Source organism: Streptomyces sp. NPDC058198 (assembly GCF_042882605.1).
In the GTDB taxonomy this organism is placed as follows: Bacteria; Actinomycetota; Actinomycetes; order Streptomycetales; family Streptomycetaceae; genus Streptomyces.
In genome coordinates this window covers 128022-148311 of sequence record NZ_JBHVVP010000005.1, presented here as the reverse complement: position 1 = coordinate 148311, position 20290 = coordinate 128022, and the positions used below count along the sequence as shown (strand labels likewise).

Genomic DNA, 20290 nt, shown 5'->3' with positions numbered 1-20290 from the left:
ACCGGGGTCGGATCAGGCGTAGGACGCCCCCAGCCGGGCGTGCGCCTCGGCGCTCGCCCGTACCCGGTCCAGCCCCAGCAGAGCCGCGCCCAGCACCGGCGGCGCCGTCACGACCCGGGCGACCGCCTTCGGCGCCTTGGCCGCGAGCAGTTCCCCGATCCGGTCGTCGAGCCGCGGATGACGGGCCGCCAGCACACTGCCCCCCAGCAGCACCGGCGCCTCCTCGTCGAGCAGATCGAGCTTGCCGAGCGCGACCGTCGCCAGCGCGACGACCTCCTCGGCCAGCCGGTCCACCAGCGACCCGGCCACCGCGTCGCCCGCCGCGCTCGTCGCGAACAGCACCGGCGTCAGCTCGTGCCGGCGGAGGAACGGGATGTGCCCCAGATGCAGCGCCTCTATCAGCTCGTACATCGACGCGAGACCGAAGTGCCCCGGCAGGGTCCGCACCAGCTCCGTCGGCTCACCGCGGCCGTCCTCCGCCCGCGCCGCGAACCACAGCGCCTCCTCCGCGAGACCCGAACCGCCGCCCCAGTCACCGGAGATCCGGCCGATCGCGGGGAAGCGGGCGGTACGGCCGTCCGGCAGCATGCCCACACAGTTGATCCCCGCGCCGCAGACGACGGCGACGCCCCGCGGCTCCGCGCCGCTCGGCAGACCGGCCCGCAGGACCGCGAAGGTGTCGTTGCGTACCTCGGTGGTACGGCCCCAGCCGCGCGCCTGCACGGCCTCGGCCAGCTCCCGCTCCTCCACCGGGAGATCGGCGTTGGCGAGACAGGCCGACACATGGTCCGCGAAGTCCCGCTCCGGCAGCCCCGCGGCCGAGACGGCCTCGGCGACCGCCAGCGCCAGCGAGTCGATCGCCGCCTCGATCCCTACGACCGGCGGCTGGAAGCCGCCCCCGCGGGCCGTGCCGAGCACCGAACCGTCGGCGCCGATCACGGCCACATCGGTCTTGCTGTTCCCGGCGTCGACGGCGAGGACGCTCGCGCGCCCCGCCGCCGTACCGGCAGTGCTCACAGCCACGCGAGATGCTCCCGGTTGTGCGCGATCAGCCGGTCGGTGAGCGCGTCCGCGTCCGCGTGCTGGCCGATCAGCGGGTGCGCCAGCAGCGCCTTGAAGACGCGGTCGCGGCCGCCGTGCAGCGCGGCCTCCAGCGCCAGGTCCTCGTACGCCGTGACATGCGCGATCAGGCCCGCGTACAGCGGGTCCAGCGCGTCCACCGCGAGCGGCACCGCACCCTCCGTGCCCACCCGGGCCTGGACCTCGATCACCGCGTCGTCCGCCAGGAACGGCAGGGTGCCGTTGTTGTACGTGTTGACGACCTGGACCGGGCTGCCGCCACCGCGCAGCAGCGACGCCGCCAGATCCACCGCGGCCTCCGAGTAGAAGGCGCCGCCGCGCTTGGACAGCAGCTCCGGCTTCTCGTCCAGCGCCGGGTCGCCGTACATCGCCAGCAGTTGCTTCTCCATCTCGGCCACTTCGGCGGCCCGGGACGGCTTGGTGCCCAGCTCCCGTACGACCTCGTCGTGCGCGTAGAAGTAGCGCAGGTAGTACGAGGGCACGACCCCGAGCCGGTCGAGCACCGAACGCGGCAGACGCAGCTCGTCCGCGAGCGCGTCGCCGTGCTCGGCCAGCAGCTTGGGCAGCACGTCGACGCCGTCGGGACCACCGAGGCGCACCCCGCGCTCCCAGGTCAGGTGGTTCAGCCCCACATGCTCCAAGTACACCTCGGAGGGCGCGACCTCCAGCAGCCTCGCGAACTTGCGCTGGAAGCCGATCGCCACATTGCACAGGCCGACAGCCTTGTGGCCGGCCTGGAGCAGCGCCCGGGTCACGATGCCCACCGGGTTGGTGAAGTCGATGATCCAGGCGTCCGGGTTGGCCCGCCGGACCCGCTCCGCGATGTCGAGGACGACCGGGACCGTACGCAGCGCCTTGGCGAGACCGCCGGCGCCCGTCGTCTCCTGTCCGACGCAGCCGCACTCCAGCGGCCAGGTCTCGTCCTGGTTGCGCGCGGCCTGTCCGCCGACCCGCAGCTGGAGCAGCACCGCCGAGGCGCCCGCGACGCCCGCGTCCACGTCGGAGGTGGTGGTGATACGACCGGGGTGTCCCTGCTTGGCGAAGATCCGCCGGGCCAGCCCGCCGACCAGGTCCAGCCGGTCGGCCGCGGGGTCGATCAGTACGAGTTCCTCGATCGGCAGAGTGTCCCTCAACCGTGCGAATCCGTCGATGAGTTCGGGTGTGTAGGTGGATCCTCCGCCTACGACAGCGAGCTTCATGGTTCTCAGCCCTTTACTCCGGTGAGCGTGACGCCTTCTACGAAGGCCTTTTGTGCGAAGAAGAAGACGATGATGACCGGCGCCATGACCAGCAGCGTCGCGGCCATGGTCAGGTTCCAGTTGACCGCGTGCGCGCTCTTGAAGGATTCCAGGCCGTAGCTCAGGGTCCAGGCGCCGGGGTTCTGCGCGGCGTAGATCTGCGGTCCGAAGTAGTCGTTCCAGCAGTAGAAGAACTGGAAGAGCGCGACGGCGGCGATGCCGGGCTTGGCCATCGGGACGACGATCTTGAGCAGGGTGCGCAGCTCACCGCAGCCGTCGACCTTCGCCGACTCGATGTACTCCGAGGGAATGGTGAGCAGGAACTGCCGCAGCAGGAAGATCGAGTACGCGTCGCCGAACGCCATCGGGATGATCAGCGGCCACAGCGAGCCCGACAGGTGGAACTGCTGGGCCCAGACCAGGTACATCGGGATGATGATGACCTGCGGCGGCAGCATCATCGTCGAGATGACGAGGAGCATCGCCGTCCGGCGGCCGCGGAAGCGGAACTTGGCGAGCGCGTAGGCCACCGGCACCGACGAGCACACCGTGAAGACCGTGCCCAGGAGCGCGTACATCAGCGAGTTGCGCCACCAGGTGAGGAAGCCGGGCGTGTGGAACACCGTCGAGTAGTTCGACCAGTGCCACGAGGAGGGCCACAGCTCGCCGCTCAGCGCCTGCCCGTCACTCATCACCGAGGTGAGGAAGACGAATACGAACGGCAGGACGAAGAAGAGGGCCAGCGCGAGGGCCACGGAGTGGACGGCGATCCAGTTCAGCGCGCGCTTGCGGCGCTGTCTGGCGGCCTCGGGGCCGCTCGGACGGCTCGGCGCCGCGGTGGCCGGCGGATTCAGGGTGGTGGTGGTCATCTCAGTCCTCCGCCGGGATGAGGCCGACGCTCTTGCGCATCAGCAGCAGGGTGACGGCCATGGCGATGGCGAAGAGCACGAGCGAGAGCACGCATGCCGCACCGGTGTTGAAGTTCTGGAAGCCCAGTGAGTAGACGAGCTGCGGGACCGTCAGGGTGGAGTGGTCCGGGTAGCCGGGCTGGATCACCGTGCCGGGGCCGATGGACACGCCGGAGGCGAGCTTTCCCGCGACCAGGGCCTGGGTGTAGTACTGCATCGTCTGTACGACCCCGGTGACGACGGCGAACAGCACGATCGGGGTGATCGTCGGCCAGGTGACGTAGCGGAACTTCGACCAGGCGCCCGCGCCGTCCAGATCGGCGGCCTCGTACTGCTCCTTGGACACGTCCAGCAGCGAGGCCATGAAGATGACCATCAGATCGCCGATGCCCCACAGGGAGAGCAGCACCAGCGAGGGCTTCGACCAGCTCGGGTCGTTGAACCAGTTCGGGCCGTGGATGCCGATCCAGGCCAGCACCTCGTTGACCGGTCCCGTGGACGGGTTGAGGAGGAAGACGAAGGCGACGGTCGCGGCGACCGGCGGTGCCAGATACGGAATGTAGAAGGCGGTACGGAACAGTCCGACGCCCGACTTGATCTTTGTCACCAGCAGGCCGATGCCGAGGCCGAAGACCACGCGCAGCGCGACCATCACGACGACCAGCCACAGGGTGTTCCACAGTGCGGGGCCGAACAGCGGCATCTGTTCCAGCACGTACTTCCAGTTCCGCAGGCCCACGAAGGTGGGCGCCTTGATCTGGTTGTAGTGCATGAACGAGAAGTAGACGGTGGCGAGCAGCGGATAGGCGAAGAAGACCGAGAAGCCGACCAGCCAGGGGGACAGGAAGCCCAGGGTGCGCAGCCGCCGGCGGTTGCGCTTGCGGCGCAGCGGGGTGTTGCCGGGGGCCGGTTCGGCCCCGGCCCTGGCGGTGTCCGCCGAGGTGGAGAGTGACAGTGCCATGGCTCGGCTCCTCAGTTTTCCGACTGGAGGTTGTCGGCGTCGATCTGGTCGTCGAGTTCCTTCAGGGCCTTGTGGAGGTCGCGCGTCCTGCCCGATTCGACGGACTGCGAGAAGTCACCGAACGAGTTGATGTACTGACCGCCGTTGTTGGACGGCGGGACCGCCTGGCTGTAGGGGTTCTGCGCGATCTTGAGGAACTGCCGGAAGGACGGGTCCGAGTCCAGGTCGGGTGACTCGAGCGCGGCGAACGTGGACGGCACGTTGTGGATCGCGTTCGCGAAGCTCACCACCGAGCCGGTGTCGATCGTCAGGAACTTCATCAGCTCCCATGCCGCGTTCTGGTGCTTGCTGCTGTGCGCGATACCGGCGACGGTGCCGGTCAGATAGCCGCGGCCGTACGTGTCGGCCTGGTCGTCGGGGACCGGCAGCGGCGCCACGGCCCAGTTGAATTTCGCCTTGGCGTCGTCGAGCATCAGCCCGCGCCACTCGCCGTCCAGATGCATGGCGAGCTTGCCGGTCAGGAAGCCGTTCTGCGACGACATCTCGTCACCGAAGGTGCCGCGGAGCTTCTCCATGGCGCCGTAGCCGCCCTGCGCGTCGGAGAGGTCCTTCATCGCCGAGAAGAACTGCTCGGTCTTGGGCTCGTCGGCGAGCTGGGCCTTGCCGTCGGCGGTGAAGTACTTCGGGCCCCACTGCGCGAACATCCGGTCCGGGGCGTTCTGGTAGAGCTGGAAGTTCGGCATGAACCCGGCGCGCTTGAGCGAGCCGTCCTTGTTCCGCTCGGTCAGCTTGACCGCGTCGGCCTTCATCTCGGACATGGTGCGCGGCGGCCGGCTGATCCCGGCCGCGTCGAAGGCGTCCTTGTTGTAGTACATGCCGAACGCGTCGGCGAGCAGCGGCATCGCGCACTGGACGCCTTCGTACTGGGTGTAGTCCAGCAGGGTCTTCGGGAAGACCTTCGCCTTCTCGATCCCGCTCTTCTTCAGGAAGGGGTCGAGATCGGCCCACATGCCGGACGAGCAGTACTGGCCGACGTTGTTGGTGGTGAAGGAGGTGACCACATCGGGCGCGCCGCTGCCACCGGCGCGCAGTGCCTGGTTGATCGTCTCGTCGCCGACATTGCCGGTGGAGACGACCTTGATGTTCGGGTGGATTTTCTCGAAGCGGGCGATGTTCGCGTTGATCGCCTTCACCTCGCCGGCCGCCGACCAGCCGTGCCAGAACTTCAGCGTCACCGGCGCGGTCGGGTCGTCGGTGTTGCTGCCGGTGCTGGGATTGGCACAGCCGGCCAACAGCAGCGCGGCTGCGGCGAGCGCCGCGGACACGCAGGTGCGTATACGCCATCGCGCCATGGCGGACTTCCTTTACGGGAGGGGACGGGGGAGGGGGTCGCGAGAGGGGAAGCAAGTGGCATAAAAGGGGCATGAGTGGGTGGGTGGTGGGTCGGGAGCGGGCTTGTGGGCCGGGCGGGGAGTCAGGTGCTGGGTGGGGTGCGGGGGTCAGGTGGTGTCGAAGACCGCGTCACGGGCCTGGGTGAGGGCGGTCCGCAGCGCTCCGGTCAGGATCGGGTCGCCGTCCAGATCGCTGATCCGCAGCAGCGGCCGGGGCAGCGCGAGTCCGGTCAGCTCGGCCTCGACCCGCTCGCGCAGCGCCTCGCCGCCGGCCTCGGCCACCGCTCCCGAGAGCACGACGAGTTCGGGGTCGACCACGGCGACCACGGCGGCGAGGCCGGTGGCCAGCATGCGGGCGACCTGGTCGCGTACGGCCTCGTCGGCGAGGGCCTTGGCCAGCGGCAGGCCGCCGGCCAGATCCCGTACGGCGGGGGAGGAGACCTGGCTCTGGAAACCGCCGCCCGCGTCGGGCCCCGCCCAGTCCCGCGCGCCGCCGCGGGCGAGCGGTGCGCCGGGCAGCGGCATGTAGCCGATCTCCCCGGCGCCGCCGGTGGCGCCCCGCAGCAGGGTGCCGTTCAGCACGATCGCGGCGCCGACACCCTCGTCGAGCCAGGCGAGCACGAAATCGTCGTGGTCCTGCGCGGCGCCCTCGTACTGCTCGGCGATGGCGGCGAGGTTCACATCGTTCTCGATGAAGACCCGGGTGCCGAGCACCTGGGCCAGATCGGCCTGGAGGGTGCGGGAGTGCCAGCCCGGCAGATGCGGCGCGTACCGCAGCTGCCCCGTGTGCGGGTCGATCGCGCCCGGTGTGCCGATCACCGCGCAGTGCAGGTCCTCATGGCCGAGACCGGCCTCCCGCAGGGCGCCGTCCACGGCTTCCGAGACGAGCTGGGCGGTACGGTGGCGCACGTCCTCCGCGACGGCCTCCGCCTCGACCCGGCAGGTCCCGACCACCGTGCCGGTGATGTCGGCGACCACCGCGTCGATGCCGGTGGGCCCCGCGGAGAGCGCCACCACATGGGCGGCGGCCGGGTGCACCTCGTACAGCACGGCGTTGGGTCCTGGACGGCCGCTCTGGCTGCCGGTCGTACGGACCAGTCCCGCGGCCTCCAGCCGGGTCAGCAGCTGGGAGGCGGTGGGCTTGGAAAGGCCGGTCAGCTCGCCGATCCTGGTGCGGGTGAGCGGACCGTGGGCGATGAGCAGATCGAGCGCGGCCCGGTCGTTCATGGCCCGCAGTACCCGCGGTGTCCCCGGCGACGGAGTGGATGATCCGGTCACGGTTCGGACGCCTGCCTTTCGACTGCTCGTTCTCCCGATGACACTGTTAGGAAAGTTTCCTATCGGGTTTCGAGGAAAGTAGGCCCGCCGTCAGGAAGCCGTCAATACCCTCCGACGCACGACACCCCCGAGGCAACCAAAGCGTTACCTGCGGGGGCGTACGGGGCGGTGGAGAGGACCGTGGCTGTTACACGCCGGGTGTGCCGGCGGGTACACGCCGGGGTGCGCCGGCGGTTACTTCGAGAGGTTCTGGGGCGGGGCCAGCGGGGACGCCGCCAGGGACTGCGGAGAGGTGGGGCTCGCCAGGGCCGAGGGGGCCGAGACGCCCGCCGCCGGGTCCACCACGGGCGCCCCGTCCGTCGCGGGCAGGAGGCCGCCGACGATCCGGATGCCCGCCTCGTCGAACGCCTCCTTGATCCGCCAGCGCAGTTCGCGCTCCACGCTCAGCGCCTGACCCGGCATCGTCTTCGCCGAGAGCCGTACGGTCATCGAGTCCAGCAGGACGGAGTCCAGGCCGAGCACCTCGACCGGGCCCCACAGCTTCTCGCTCCAGGGGTCGTCCTTGGCCAGCTTCTCCGTGACCTGCGTGATGACCGCACGGACCTTGTCCAGGTCCTCGGACGGCCGGACCATCACATCCACCCCGGCGGTGGCCCAGCCCTGGCTGAGGTTGCCGATCCGCTTCACCTCGCCGTTGCGCACGTACCAGATCTCGCCGTTGTCACCGCGCAGCTTGGTGACGCGCAGGCCGACCTCGATCACCTCGCCGGAGGCCACCCCCGCGTCGATGGTGTCGCCGACGCCGTACTGGTCCTCCAGGATCATGAAGACACCGGAGAGGAAATCGGTGACGAGATTGCGCGCGCCGAAGCCCAGCGCCACCCCCGCGACCCCCGCGGAGGCCAGCAGCGGGGCCAGGTTGATGTTCAGCGCCCCCAGCATCATCAGCGCCGCCGTGCCCAGGATCAGGAACGACGTGACCGAGCGGAGCACCGAGCCGATGGCCTCGGAGCGCTGGCGGCGCCGCTCGGCGTTCACCAGCAGACCGCCGAGCGCGGTGCCCTCCACCGCCTGGACGCTGCGGTTCATCCGCTCGATCAGCTTGGTCAGGGCACGCCGGATCACATGACGCAGGACCAGCGCGATCACCATGATGAGCACGATGCGCAGGCCGACGCTCAGCCAGGTGGACCAGTTCTGCTCCACCCAGCCCGCGGCGTCGGTCGCCCGGTCCGCCGCCTCGTCGAGGGTGACGGGGTCGGACGGGGGGCCTGCGGCCGGCAGGGCGGACCAGGACACGACGGGAACCTCCGGATAGGGCAGGGCGGACCAACCACACTAACGGGGCAGTGCGCACGCTCCGGCGCTCCGTTCGGGGGAGAGACGATCCTCACGTGGGCCCCAGGCGGCCGCACAGGGCCCTGTACGCGGGGGAGAGCGCTCTGTGGTTGAAAACACTCCGAGCCCGTTACCCGGACGTGGTGGCGTTTCGACCAGGCATAAGGAGAGACTGGAGCAGATCGTCCCGGCGCGAGCCACGCGCCGCCGGCGTACAAGGAGGCATCCGTGCCGCATGTCCTGGTCCTCAACGCGTCGTACGAGCCGCTCGGCGTCGTACCGCTCCGCCGCGCGCTCGTCCTCGTCCTCGAGAACAAGGCCATCTGCCTCGAGGAATCCGGCGCCTTCATGCACAGCGCAACCCGTGTCGTTCCAGCACCCAGCGTCGTACGGCTGAAGCGCTTCGTACGGGTCCCCTACCGGGGGCCCGTTCCGCTGACCCGCCGTGCGCTCTTCGCCCGAGATGGCGGCCGCTGTATGTACTGCGGTGGCGTCGCAACCAGCGTCGACCACGTCATTCCGCGCAGCCGCGGCGGCCAGCACGTGTGGGACAACGTGGTGGCGGCCTGCCGCCGCTGCAACCACGTCAAGGCCGACCGCCATCTGCTGGAGCTGGGGTGGCGGCTCAACCACCAGCCGGCCCCGCCGTCCGGGCTCGCCTGGCGGATCATCGGAACCGGACACCGGGATCCGCGCTGGCTGCCGTATCTGCAGCCGTACGGCGCGGACGACGCGATGGCCCGGATCGACGGCATTTCCGCCTGAGGGGGCGGGGGCGTGCCCACACCCCCGGCCCCGCGTCACTCCGCATCCCGGTTGCCGTGTCACTCCGTACGCCTGGCCCGTGTCACTTCGTACGCCCGGCCCCGCGTCACTCCGCGACCGCGTACGCCTCCACCGAGAACAGCGAGTAGCCGAACCGCGTGCCCCGCGCCTCGCCCTGGATCCGCACGAACCGGGTGTCCTTCGCGTCCATCCCGATCGCCTCGCGCCCGCCCCTGCCGTCCTTGACCGCCGCCGCCGTGCGCCACGTGGTCCCGTCCGAGGAGACCTGGATGCGGTAGCGGCTCGCGTACGCGTCCTGCCAGCGCAGCACCACCTGGCCGACCCGGGCAGGCCGCGCCAGCTCCAGCTGCCACCAGGCGCCGTCCTCGACCGGCGAGGACCACCGGGTGACCGGATCGCCGTCGACCACGGCGGATGCCGGGAAGTCGGGGGTCTCGTCACCGGACGACGACGCGACGCCGGTACGGGCGAGGTCCGGGCCGCCGGTGCGCGGCGAGGCGCGGACCGTCAGCGTCCGCTCCTCCCCGGCGAAGGCGAGCGGCACCTCGTACGTCCCGGCCGGGGTGCCCGCGGGCACACTGACCTCGACGGGAACATTCGTACGAGCGCCGCGCGGCACGGTCGTCTCCTTGGGCACCGTCACCCGGATGCCCGAAGGCGCCTTCGCGGTGAGTGTGCCTCGTACCTCACCGGGCCGCTGGGCCGCCAGCCGCGCCTCGACCTTCTGCGGCTTCCCGCCGATCTGGGCGTCCGCCTCGCCCCGCGCCAGATCGAGCCGGGCCCGCGGTTCGTCGGCGAACCAGGGCACGACATGGCGTACGGACGGCGCCGACCCGCCAGGACCCGCGACCCCCGAGCCGTTGCCGGGCCAGACGATCCGTACCGCGTCGATCCGCAGCCCCCGCGCGTCCGACTGGGTCCAGCCGGACATCGAGAGCGGGCCCAGGGGGCGCCAGCCCGCGCCGGGGACATGGGCCTCGACGGTCGCGCCCGCGCCCGTGCCGGGCTCGGTCATCGTGTTCACCGCCTCGACGGGACGGGCCCGGCCGAGGCCGACGGTGTACGCCTGCGCGTCCTTGGTGACGTCCGCGCCCGCGGCGCGGTCCGCGCCCGTCCAGGTCGCCGATTCCGTGACGGCCCGGTCGAGGAAGGGATCGAGCACCCCCTTGCCGACCGTGACCTGGCTCGCCGCCGCGGCCTCGCGCAGCGGCTCCAGATCCAGTGAGGCCTGCCAGGCCGCCGCCCCGTCACCGCGTTCCTGGGCCCGCAGCATGTCGATGGCCAATTCGCCCGCCCCGCCGTAACGCGCCAGCTGATCGAGCCAGGGCCGCACCTCGTCGTCGAGCCGGCCGTCCGCGGCCCCGGCGAGCCGCCGCGGGGCCTCGCGCATCACCGTGAACGCGGCCCTGAGCCGGTCGGCGGCGGCGCTCCTGACCTTGGCGTCCGTGGTCGTACGGGACCGCCAGAACGCCTCGAACAGCGGTTTCAGATAGGCCGACTCCGACGAATCGAGGATGGAGGACGCGTCATTGCCCGCCAGCGCGGTCAGCGCCTCGCGTGCCGCGGTGTCCTCGCCCGCGAGATCGTTTATGGCGGCCCGCCAGGACTCCTGCGGCTGGTATCCACGCGGATTCCAGGCGTAGTCGGCCGCCGTGAACAGCGGGATACGGGACGCCGACGCCTGCTCCATGGCGTTGGCGAGCAGCGCGACGGAGCCGGTGGCGACGGCCGGCTCCCGGCCGGTGTACGGGCCGAGGAAGATCCGGCCCTGCTCGTAGTCGTTGACCGGGTAGTTGTCCATCGTGACCAGCGGATGCCGGAACGCGGCGCGCGCGCCCGCGAGCTCCCGGCCCGTGATGGTGCGCGGTACGACCCCGACGCCCGTCCACGCCACCTGTACGCGGCCGTCGAGCGCCCCCGCGAGCGCGTCGCGGTAGTCGGTCGAGCCGTCCTGGTAGTACTCGGTCGGCATCACGGTGAGGGGCTCGGCGCCGGCGTGCCGGTCCGCCAGATGGGCCGACACCGCGTTCGCGACCCGGGCCTGTGCCTCGGCCGCCGCCCCGGGTCCTGAACCGAAGGTGTCCGCGTCCGCCGCGCAGTGCCACTCGCTGTAGCTGACGTCCTGGAACTGGAGCTGGAAGGCGCGCACGCCCAGCGCCCACATCGCGTCGATCTTGCGGGTGAGCGCCTTCAGGTCCTTGTCCGAGGTCATGCACATGGCCTGGGCGGGGGCCACGGCCCAGGCGAGCGTCACATGGTTGCGGCGGGCGCGCTCGGCCAGCTCACGGAAGTCCGCGCGCTGCGCGGCGGGATACGGGTCGCGCCAGCGCGCCTGCCGGTACGGGTCGTCGCCGGGCGCGTACAGATAGCGGTTCTGCTTGGTGCGCCCCATGAAGTCGAGCTGCGCGAGCCGCTCCTGATGGTCCCAGGGCTGTCCGTAGAAGCCCTCGGTCGTGCCCCGTACGGCTGTGCCCGGCCAGTCGCGTACGACGACACCGGGGACGGTGGGCCGGTCCTTCGGCGTGACGATCAGCTGGCGCAGGGTCTGCGCGGCATGGAAGAGGCCGTCGGCGCCGATGCCGTCCAGGGCGATGGTGTCACGGCCGGCGACGGCGCCCACGGCGATCCGGTAGCCGCCGGGCGGGAGATCGGCGCGTTGGGGTGCGCCGAGGGCGCGCAGCGCGTTCTGTGCGCCGGTGCCGCCGGCCAGTATGACCGGCCCGGTGGCGGAGGTTGCCGAGGCGGAGGGTGCGGTCCCGGAGGGTGCCGTTCCGGAGGGTGCGGTCCCGGAGGATACGGAGGACTGGTGCACGGTACGGACTCCGGCCGCGCGCAGCAGGGCCGTCAGTTCCTGTACGGCGTACGGGTCGGCGCCCTCGCCCGCGACGACGGTCACCTCGTCCCCCAGGGAGACCGCCCGCCCGGCCGCCCGGATCGTATGCGGCCGGGGCCAGACGGCGGGGACCGCCGTGCCGCCCTCGCGGTCCGGTGTGGTGGCCGCGGGAGAACCGGGCTCATGGGGTGCGGCCAGCGCGGCCGGTGCGGCGCCGAGAAGTCCACCGATCACGGCGACGACGACGGCGGTCGCGGTCCCTCTTCTGCGCCCGAGCTGCACGTCTTGCTCCCCTCGTGCTTCCTGGTCCCGCGGAGTCTCGCCAAGCACTATCGCCAAGTGGGCTCACCGAGCGGCATTGAGCCCACCACTCGCGTGGTGAAGGTGTCAATGCGCGTGGCCTTTGTGTCGCATTTGCCCGTTGTGATAGGCAGGGACCTTCAACTGCCGCACGGGGAACGGATCGTGACTCGACGCACGTTTACAGCACGGACGCGTCTGCGGCCGCGCCCGCTGGGTAGGGCTGTTGTGTCCTGTCCCCCGTCCTTTGGAGGCGCCGTCGTGGCCGCATCCGCGCAGCTTCTGCTTTCCGCACTCTCCAAACAGGCGCAGCTCGCCCCGCTGACGAGCGAACCGCCCTTCGCCGACCTCGGTACGGGCCCCCTGACCAGCGAGCCGCCGCTCGCCGACGCCGCCCCCCTGACCAGTGAGCCCCCGCTCGCCGACGCCGCCCCGCTGACCAGCGAGCCGACCGCCCCCGGCACGGCCGGCGGCACGGAGTCCCCAGGAGTCTGAATGGGCCTGGCCAGGCTCGCCGAGCTGCACGGTGTCGCGACGTCGTACTCACCCGCCCCGGACGTCACCGTCCAGGTGCCGGACGACACGGTCGTCTCGGTGCTGGCCGCGCTGGGTGTCGACGCGTCCACCGCCCCGGCGGTGGACGACGCGCTGAGCCGCGCCGAGTCCGCCGCCGCGAGCCGCCTGCTGCCCCCGACGGTGGTGCTGTGGACCGCCGGGGACGGCGCACCCGAACTGCCGGCCCCGCTGGCCGCGCTCCCGCCCGGCACGACGCTCCGGGTCGAGACCGAACAAGGCGAGTCGTTGGACCTGCCGGCCGCGGGCCCCGCCGCGCAGGACCGGTCCGACCTGCCCGCCGAGCTGTCCGCGCCCGCGGAGCCCACCCCGCTCCCGGGGGCCGCCCCGCCCGGCAGGTACGCCCCGGCGTGGGCGCGGCTGCCCCTCGGCGTGCACCAGTTGGCCGCCCGCGCCCCCGACGGGCGCACCGCCCGGGTCACGTTCGTCGTCGCGCCCGGCCGGCTGCCGCGGCCCCCCGCCCGTACCCACGGCTTTCTCGTACAGCTCTACTCCCTGCTCTCCACCCGCTCCTGGGGCATGGGCGACCTCGGGGACCTCGCCGAGCTGGCCACCTGGTCGGGGCGGTCCCTCGGGGCCGGCTTCGTCCAGATCAACCCGTTGCATGCCGCCGTGCCGGGAACCCCCACCGACCCCTCGCCGTACCGCCCCTCCTCGCGCCGCTTCCCCGACCCGGTGCATCTGCGGATCGAGGCGGTGCCCGAGTACGCGTACGTGACCGGCCCCGACCGGGCGCGGCTGGACGCGCTCGTGGAGAAGGCCGCGGTCCTGCGCGAATCCGTCCTCGGCGAGGGCGCGCTGATCGACCGTGACGCCGTATGGGCGCTCAAGCGCGCGGCCCTGGACATCCTCGACGCGGTTCCGCTCGGCCCCGGCCGCCGCGCCGAGTACTGGGACTTCCTGGCCGAGCAGGGCCGGGCCCTGGAGGACCACGCCACCTGGTACGCCCTGGCCGAGATGTACGGCCCCCGGTGGCGCGACTGGCCGGCCGGGCTGCGCGATCCGCGCTCCGCCGAGACGGCCGCGGCCCGGCGTGAGCTGCTCGACCGCGTCGACTTCCACTCCCGGCTGGCCTGGCTGACGGACGAGCAGCTGGCCGCCGCGTCCCGGGCGGCCGGTGACGCCGGAATGCCCGTCGGGATCGTCCATGACCTCGCCGTCGGCGTGCATCCCGACGGCGCCGACGCCTGGGCGCAGCAGGACGCCTTCGCCGCCGGTATCTCGGTCGGCGCCCCGCCGGACGCCTTCAACGCGCTCGGCCAGGACTGGGGCCTGCCCCCGTGGCGCCCCGATGTCCTGGCGGCGTCCGGCTACGCCCCGTACCGCGGACTGCTCAGGGGGCTGCTGCGGCATGCCGGGGCGCTGCGGATCGACCATGTGATGGGACTGTTCCGGCTCTGGTGGGTACCGGAGGGGCAGCCGCCCACCCGGGGAACGTATGTCCGATACGACGCGGAGGCGATGCTCGCCGTACTCGCCCTGGAGGCGCACCGCACGGACACCGTCGTCATAGGGGAGGACCTGGGCACGGTCGAGCCCGGCGTCCGCGAAACGCTGGAACGGCGCGGGGTGCTCGGCACGTCCGTGCTCTGGTTCGAGCGCGACTGGCGGGGGACGGGGGCGCCGCTGGCGCCCGAGAGCTGGCGCGAGGGCTGCGTGGCCACCGCCACCACCCACGACCTTCCGTCCACCGCGGCCCGGCTGACCGGTGAGCATGTGGAGCTGCGCCACCGGCTCGGACTGCTCACCCGCCCCCTGGAGGAGGAGCAGTCGGAGGAGCACGCGGAGGTCGCCGAGTGGCTCGACTGCCTCGCGCGCCTCGGGCTGCTGCCGGGCGGGGACGGCGACGAGGAGGAGGAGATCCGCGCGGTCTACCGCTTTCTGCTGCGCACCCCGGCGCGGATGGTCGGGGTCTGGCTGCCGGACGCGGTGGGCGACCGCAGGCCGCAGAATCTGCCGGGCACCTGGGATCAGTACCCCAACTGGCGACTGCCCGTCGCGGACGCCGAGGGCCGCCCGATGACGCTGGAGGAACTGGCCGCGTCGCCCCGGCTGCACGGTCTGATGGAGGTGCTGATGGAGCCGCCCGGGCCGCGAACGGCACCCCCGCGCGCGCGGCCGGCCTAGGCGTTCGCTACGTTTGCACCGTGGACAAGAAGAACGCTCTGCGCGCCGGCGCCCTGGCGGCCGGTACGACGCTGATGATGCTGCTCATGACGTCCCCGGCGCTCGCGCTCACCCGCGACGACGGCGACGACCCGGGCCCCGGCCTGAGTGTGGCCGAGACGCTCGGCCTGTACGTGGCGGCGCCGCTGGTGCTCTTCGCGATCATCGCGGGCCTGGTGATGGCGCTCGACAAGTCTGACAAGCGGGTCTGACCCGACCCGAACGAACGCGCTCCAAGGGCGCCGCCCGGCACGACGTGCCGCGGCGGCGCCCTTGTGTGTGCGGGCGGTGTCCCTGCGGGGCTTGTTCCCCACCCCGCCCCTTCCCGTAACTGGGGGCAGGCCCCCAGCCCCCCACGCCCCGCTCCGGCGCCGCGCCGCCGGAGATGCGGAGAATCGGCCCCCCGCCGGGCCCGTGCCCCGTCCGCCACCCGGCGCACCGAGCCGACTTGGCACCCGCGCTGCCGGGGCGGGGGCCGCGCCCGCTGGGGCCGTGTAGCCGGCCCATGCGTCACGGAGCGCGCAGTGCGGCGCCGGAGGTGCGGGGGGCTCGGTCCCGTTGGGGCCCTGTGGCCGACTCGTGCGTCACGGAGCGCGCGGTACGCCGACGGGGGTCGGCCCCGTTGGGGTCGTGTGGCCCGCGCTTGCGCGGGCACGTCACGGGCCGCCCGGCCCTTCGCGCTGCGGAGCGCGCGGTGCGCCGTCGGGGGCGGGGGATCGGCCCCCGCCGGGGCCGTGCCCCGTCCGCCACCCGGCGCACCGAGCCGACTCGGCACCCGCGCTGCCAAGCGCGTGGTGCGCCGTCGGGGTGCGGGGAACCGGTCCCGCTGGGGCCGTGTAGCCAGCCCATGCTTCACGGAGTGCGCGGTGCGCCGACGGGGGTCGACCCCCGTCGGGGTCGTGTGGTCCGCGCTTACGCGGGCCGCCCGGACCCCGCGCCGCGAAGCGCGCGGTGTGCCGGCGGGGGGCCGGGGGCTTGTCCCCGGTTTCGGGAAGGGGCGGGTAGGGGAACAAGCCCCGCAGGGCCCCCACCCGCCCCCGGACCGTTACGCCGACGCGTCCGCCGCCTGGGCCTTCAGGGCGCGTTCGACGCCCGAGCGGGACTCCGAGATCAGGCGGCGCAGTGCCGCGTTCGGGCCCGCCGAGGCCAGCCACGCGTCCGTCGCGTCCAGGGTCGCCTGGGAGACCTGGAGCGCCGGGTAGAGGCCGATCGCGACCTGCTGCGCCATCTCGTGGGAGCGGGACTCCCAGACGTCCGCCACCGCCGCGAAGTACTTCTCCGCGTACGGAGCCAGCAGTTCACGCTGGTCGGTCTGGACGAAGCCGCTGATCACCGCTTCCTGGAGCGCGTTCGGGAGCTTGTCGCCCTCCACCACCGACGCCCACGCCTCCGCCTTGGCCTCCGCCGACGGACGGGCCGAGCGCGCCGCGCCCGCGTGGCGTTCGCCCGCCGCCGTCTTGTCGCGCTCGTACTCCGCCGCGATCTCCTCCTCGTCGTGCAGACCGACCGCGGCCAGCCGCTGGACGAACGCCCAGCGCAGCTCCGTGTCGACGGCGAGGCCCTCGATCGTGTCCGTACCGTCCAGCAGCCCCTGCAACAGGTCGAGCTGTTGCGGCGTACGCGCGGTCATGGCGAAGGCCCGCGCCCACGCCAGCTGGTGGTCGCTGCCCGGCTCGGCCGCCCGCAGATGCGCCAGCGTGGCGTCCGTCCAGCGGGTCAGCCCCGCCTCGCGCCACTCGGGCGCCGCGTACAGGTCGAGCGCCAGCTTCACCTGGCGGTGCAGCGACTGCACCACACCGATGTCCGACTCCTTCGTGATCCCGGACAGCACGAGCGCCAGATAGTCCCGGGTCGCCAGCTCGCCGTCGCGCGTCATGTCCCACGCCGACGCCCAGCACAGCGCGCGCGGCAGCGACTCCGTGAAGTCCCCGAGGTGCTCGGTGACGACCCGCAGCGACTCCCCGTCGAGGCGGACCTTCGCGTACGACAGGTCGTCGTCGTTGAGCAGGATCACGGCCGGCCGCGGCGTGTTCGGCGGGAACGGCACCTCGGTGCTCTCCCCGTCCACGTCCAGCTCGATCCGGTTCGTACGGACCAGCTTGCCGTTCTCGTCCAGGTCGTAGCAGCCGATCGCGATCCGGTGCGGACGCAGGACAGGCGCACCCTTCGCGCCCGCCGGCAGCGCCGGCGCCTCCTGCCGTACGGAGAACGAGGTCACATGACCCGACTCGTCCAGCTCGATCTCCGGACGCAGGATGTTGATGCCGGCCGTCTCCAGCCACGCCTTCGACCAGGTCTTCAGATCGCGCCCGGAGGTCTCCTCCAGCGCGCCCAGCAGGTCCGACAGCCGGGTGTTCCCGTACGCGTGCGCCTTGAAGTACGCCTGCACGCCCCGGAAGAACTCGTCCTGCCCGACATACGCGACCAGCTGCTTCAGCACGGACGCGCCCTTGGCGTACGTGATGCCGTCGAAGTTGACCAGCACATCGTCGAGGTCACGGATCTCGGCCATGATCGGGTGCGTAGACGGAAGCTGGTCCTGGCGGTACGCCCACGTCTTCATGGAGTTGGCGAACGTGGTCCAGGACTGCGGCCACCGGGAGCCCGGCGCGTACGCCAGGCAGGCGACCGAGGTGTACGTGGCGAACGACTCGTTCAGCCACAGGTCGTTCCACCACTCCATGGTGACCAGGTCGCCGAACCACATGTGCGCCAGCTCGTGCAGGATCGTCTCGGCCCGCGTCTCGTACGCCGCGTCCGTCACCTTCGAGCGGAAGACGTACTGGTCGCGGATGGTCACCGCGCCCGCGTTCTCCATCGCGCCCGCGTTGAACTCCGGTACGAACAGCTGGTCGTACTTCGCGAACGGGTAGTCGTAGTCGAACTTCTCCTGGAACCAGTCGAAGCCCTGCCGCGTGACCTCGAAGATCGCGTCCGAGTCGAGGTACTCCGCGAGCGACGGACGGCAGTAGATGCCGAGCGGCACCGACTGCCCGTCCTTCTCGTACGAGCTGTGCACCGAGTGGTACGGGCCGACGATCAGCGCGGTGATGTACGAGGAGATGCGCGGGGTCGGGTCGAAGCTCCAGATGTTGTCCTTGGGCTCCGGCGTCGGCGAGTTGGAGACGACGGTCCAGCCCTCGGGGGCCTTCACGGTGAACTGGAAGGTCGCCTTCAGGTCCGGCTGCTCGAAGGACGCGAAGACGCGCCGCGCGTCCGGCACCTCGAACTGCGTGTACAGATACGCCTGCTGGTCGACCGGGTCGACGAAGCGGTGCAGCCCCTCACCGGTGTTGGTGTACGCGCAGTCCGCGACGACCGTCAGCTCGTTCGGGCCCTCGAGCAGATGCGGCAGCGCGATCCGCGAGTCCCGGAAGACGGCGGCGACATCCAGCGACGTGCCGTTCAGCTCGACCTCGTGCACGGCGGGCGCCACCAGGTCGATAAAGGTCTCCGCCCCGGCCTCCGTGCTCTCGAAGCGCACCGTGGTCACGGACCGGTAGGTGCCGCCCTCCTGCGCGCCGCTGAGATCGAGGTCGATCCCGTACGAGTCAACGGTGAGGAGGCGCGCACGCTGCTGCGCCTCTTCGCGGGTCAGATTAGTGCCAGGCACCCGGGTCATCTCCTCGGTTCGTGACGTTTGGGGCCATCCTTCCACGCGCACCCCGCCCGCTGCCCGTGAGTAACCGGCGACGCCCCGCCCCACCGCGAGGTCCGGAAACCGCCGGTCACGACGGCGGCGCGGCGCGAGCCTTGAGCCATGACCAACCACATCGCACGCCCCATCACCCCCGCCGCGCTCAAGGAGCTGCGCGCCACCGACGACGCCGGCTTCACCCGTAGCCCGTTCACCGAGGCGGAGGGCGGCTCCCCGCTGCGCTGCTGTCTGCGACAGAGCCGGACGGGTGAGCTGCTGCTCCTCGTCTCGTACGCCCCGCTGCGGCGCTGGGCCGCCGAGACCTGGGCCAGGCCGGGCGCGTACGACGAGCAGGGACCGGTCTTCATCCACGCCGAGGAGTGCGAGGGCCCGGCGCCGGACGCGACGGCGGCCGGTTATCCGTACGCGAGGCCGGGCGCGCTGCGCACCGTACGGCGCTACAACGCCGAAGGACACATCCTCGGCGGCCGGCTTCTGGAGCTCCCGGAGCTTCCGGAGGACGTCGACCAGGGCTTCGACGAGGCGTTCGCGGAGGCCTTCGCCGACCCCCGGGTCGCGCTGGTGCATGTACGGGCGGTGGAGTACGGCTGCTTCCAGTTCGAGGTACGCCGCGACTTCTAGGTACGCCGCGACGTCGACGTACGCCGTGACTGACATGGCAGCGGGGCGGGACTCCCGTAAGGAATCCCGCCCCGCCGGTTGAGCGGTCGGCTCAGCCCTTCAGCTCGGCCGCGACCAGCTCCGCGATCTGGACGGCGTTGAGCGCGGCGCCCTTGCGGAGGTTGTCGTTGGAGAGGAACAGCGCGAGGCCGTTCTCCACGGTCTCGTCGTTACGGATCCGGCCCACGTACGAGGCGTCCTTGCCGGCGGCCTGGAGCGGGGTCGGGATCTCGGACAGCTCCACGCCCGGCGCGTCCTTCAGCAGCTCGTACGCGCGCGCCACGCTGATCGGACGCGTGAAACGGGCGTTGACCTGGAGCGAGTGGCCGGAGAAGACCGGCACCCGGACGCAGGTCCCGGAGACCTTGAGCTCCGGGATCTCCAGGATCTTGCGGGACTCGTTGCGGAGCTTCTGCTCCTCGTCGGTCTCGAACGAGCCGTCGTCCACGAGATTGCCCGCGAGCGGCACCACATTGAAGGCGATGGGGCGCTGGTAGACGCCGGGCTCCGGGAAGTCGACGGCTCCGCCGTCGTGGGTGAGCTTGTCGGCCTCGGCGACGACCTTCTGCGTCTGGCCGTGCAGCTCGGCGACGCCGGCGAGGCCCGAGCCCGAGACGGCCTGGTAGGTGGTGGCGACCAGCGCGGTCAGCCCGGCCTCCTCGTGCAGCGGGCGCAGTACGGGCATGGCGGCCATCGTCGTGCAGTTCGGGTTGGCGATGATGCCCTTGGGACGGTTCTTGATCGCGTGCGCGTTGACCTCGGAGACCACCAGCGGGACCTCGGGGTCACGACGCCAGGCGGAGGAGTTGTCGATCACGACGGCGCCCTGCGCGGCGACCTTCTCGGCGAGCGCCTTCGAGGTGGCGCCGCCGGCGGAGAAGAGCGCGATGTCGAGTCCGGAGTAGTCGGCCGTGGACGCGTCCTCCACCGTGACCGGGGTGCCCTGCCACTCGATGGAGGAGCCCGCGGACCGGGCGGAGGCGAAGAGCCGCAGCTCGGTGACGGGGAAGTCCCGCTCGGCCAGGATCCTGAGCATGACTGTGCCGACCTGACCGGTGGCTCCGACGATTCCGACCTTCACGGGACTCCTCCGTACGTACGTGCGGCACGCTTGCCGCTC

Annotated in this window: 15 protein-coding genes; 5 read left to right on the top strand and 10 right to left on the bottom strand. The window is 71.8% G+C overall.

Going from position 1 to position 20290, the window contains the following annotated elements; all coding sequences use genetic code 11:
* Positions 1-12 precede the first annotated feature (12 nt).
* From ACFVWW_RS19620 to ACFVWW_RS19590, 7 genes are all read right to left on the bottom strand, one after another.
* Complete coding sequence (locus ACFVWW_RS19620; protein WP_386877572.1) at positions 13-1023, bottom strand: N-acetylglucosamine kinase; 1011 nt, start codon at positions 1021-1023, stop codon at positions 13-15.
* The gene (locus tag ACFVWW_RS19615; RefSeq protein ID WP_384188298.1) at positions 1014-2279 is read right to left on the bottom strand and encodes a 6-phospho-beta-glucosidase; all 1266 of its coding nucleotides are present in this window, start codon (positions 2277-2279) and stop codon (positions 1014-1016) included. Before ACFVWW_RS19615 ends, ACFVWW_RS19620 begins: the two co-directional genes overlap by 10 nt.
* Positions 2280-2284: 5 nt before the next feature.
* Positions 2285-3187 (bottom strand): carbohydrate ABC transporter permease, encoded by a 903-nt coding sequence (locus ACFVWW_RS19610; protein WP_386877571.1) that lies wholly within the window; start codon positions 3185-3187, stop codon positions 2285-2287.
* Position 3188: 1 nt separating this feature from the next.
* A complete protein-coding gene (locus ACFVWW_RS19605; protein WP_386877570.1) occupies positions 3189-4187 on the bottom strand; it encodes a carbohydrate ABC transporter permease in 999 nt (332 codons plus the stop codon).
* Positions 4188-4198: 11 nt separating this feature from the next.
* Positions 4199-5539 (bottom strand): ABC transporter substrate-binding protein, encoded by a 1341-nt coding sequence (locus tag ACFVWW_RS19600; RefSeq protein ID WP_386877569.1) that lies wholly within the window; start codon positions 5537-5539, stop codon positions 4199-4201.
* A gap of 147 nt (positions 5540-5686) precedes the next feature.
* A complete protein-coding gene (locus ACFVWW_RS19595) occupies positions 5687-6805 on the bottom strand; it encodes an ROK family protein (RefSeq protein WP_386877726.1) in 1119 nt (372 codons plus the stop codon).
* Between the two features lie 285 nt (positions 6806-7090).
* Positions 7091-8155, bottom strand: a complete 1065-nt coding sequence (locus tag ACFVWW_RS19590; protein WP_386877568.1) for a mechanosensitive ion channel family protein — start codon at positions 8153-8155, stop codon at positions 7091-7093.
* Between the two features lie 267 nt (positions 8156-8422).
* Between ACFVWW_RS19590 and ACFVWW_RS19585 the strand changes: the two genes are divergently transcribed.
* Complete coding sequence (locus ACFVWW_RS19585; RefSeq protein WP_384188289.1) at positions 8423-8959, top strand: HNH endonuclease; 537 nt, start codon at positions 8423-8425, stop codon at positions 8957-8959.
* Between the two features lie 106 nt (positions 8960-9065).
* On the opposite strand, the gene ACFVWW_RS19580 is transcribed toward ACFVWW_RS19585, so the two are convergent.
* The gene (locus ACFVWW_RS19580; RefSeq protein ID WP_386877567.1) at positions 9066-12095 is read right to left on the bottom strand and encodes a beta-N-acetylglucosaminidase domain-containing protein; all 3030 of its coding nucleotides are present in this window, start codon (positions 12093-12095) and stop codon (positions 9066-9068) included.
* A gap of 279 nt (positions 12096-12374) precedes the next feature.
* Between ACFVWW_RS19580 and ACFVWW_RS19575 the strand changes: the two genes are divergently transcribed.
* The 3 genes from ACFVWW_RS19575 to ACFVWW_RS19565 are packed head-to-tail and all read left to right on the top strand — an operon-like array spanning position 12375 to position 15064.
* Entirely contained in the window at positions 12375-12608 is a 234-nt protein-coding gene (locus ACFVWW_RS19575) for a hypothetical protein (RefSeq protein WP_386877566.1), read from the top strand.
* Positions 12609-14813, top strand: coding sequence for a 4-alpha-glucanotransferase (malQ, locus tag ACFVWW_RS19570; RefSeq protein ID WP_386877565.1), 2205 nt, complete (start codon positions 12609-12611; stop codon positions 14811-14813).
* 20 nt (positions 14814-14833) lie between these two features.
* Positions 14834-15064, top strand: a complete 231-nt coding sequence (locus ACFVWW_RS19565; RefSeq protein WP_384188283.1) for a hypothetical protein — start codon at positions 14834-14836, stop codon at positions 15062-15064.
* A gap of 833 nt (positions 15065-15897) precedes the next feature.
* Here the strand turns inward: ACFVWW_RS19565 and pepN are convergent.
* On the bottom strand, positions 15898-18465 hold the full coding sequence (pepN, locus tag ACFVWW_RS19560) for an aminopeptidase N (protein ID WP_386877564.1): 2568 nt from the start codon (positions 18463-18465) through the stop codon (positions 15898-15900).
* Positions 18466-18612: 147 nt separating this feature from the next.
* On the opposite strand from pepN, the gene ACFVWW_RS19555 reads away from it, so the two are divergent.
* Positions 18613-19131 (top strand): DUF1203 domain-containing protein, encoded by a 519-nt coding sequence (locus ACFVWW_RS19555; RefSeq protein WP_386877563.1) that lies wholly within the window; start codon positions 18613-18615, stop codon positions 19129-19131.
* Positions 19132-19222: 91 nt separating this feature from the next.
* Here ACFVWW_RS19555 and ACFVWW_RS19550 read toward each other — a convergent pair whose 3' ends face one another.
* Positions 19223-20251, bottom strand: a complete 1029-nt coding sequence (locus ACFVWW_RS19550; protein WP_384333031.1) for an aspartate-semialdehyde dehydrogenase — start codon at positions 20249-20251, stop codon at positions 19223-19225.
* Positions 20252-20290: the final 39 nt, after the last annotated feature.

Excerpts from the sequence above, each read along its gene's own strand:
- ACFVWW_RS19595 (WP_386877726.1), bottom strand. The coding sequence starts at position 6,805 with ATGAACGACCGGGCCGCGCTCGATCTGCTCATCGCCCACGGTCCGCTC.
- ACFVWW_RS19605 (WP_386877570.1), bottom strand. The coding sequence starts at position 4,187 with ATGGCACTGTCACTCTCCACCTCGGCGGACACCGCCAGGGCCGGGGCC.
- ACFVWW_RS19615 (WP_384188298.1), bottom strand. The coding sequence starts at position 2,279 with ATGAAGCTCGCTGTCGTAGGCGGAGGATCCACCTACACACCCGAACTC.
- ACFVWW_RS19610 (WP_386877571.1), bottom strand. The coding sequence starts at position 3,187 with ATGACCACCACCACCCTGAATCCGCCGGCCACCGCGGCGCCGAGCCGT.
- ACFVWW_RS19555 (WP_386877563.1), top strand. The coding sequence starts at position 18,613 with ATGACCAACCACATCGCACGCCCCATCACCCCCGCCGCGCTCAAGGAG.
- malQ (WP_386877565.1), top strand. The coding sequence starts at position 12,609 with ATGGGCCTGGCCAGGCTCGCCGAGCTGCACGGTGTCGCGACGTCGTAC.
- ACFVWW_RS19600 (WP_386877569.1), bottom strand. The coding sequence starts at position 5,539 with ATGGCGCGATGGCGTATACGCACCTGCGTGTCCGCGGCGCTCGCCGCA.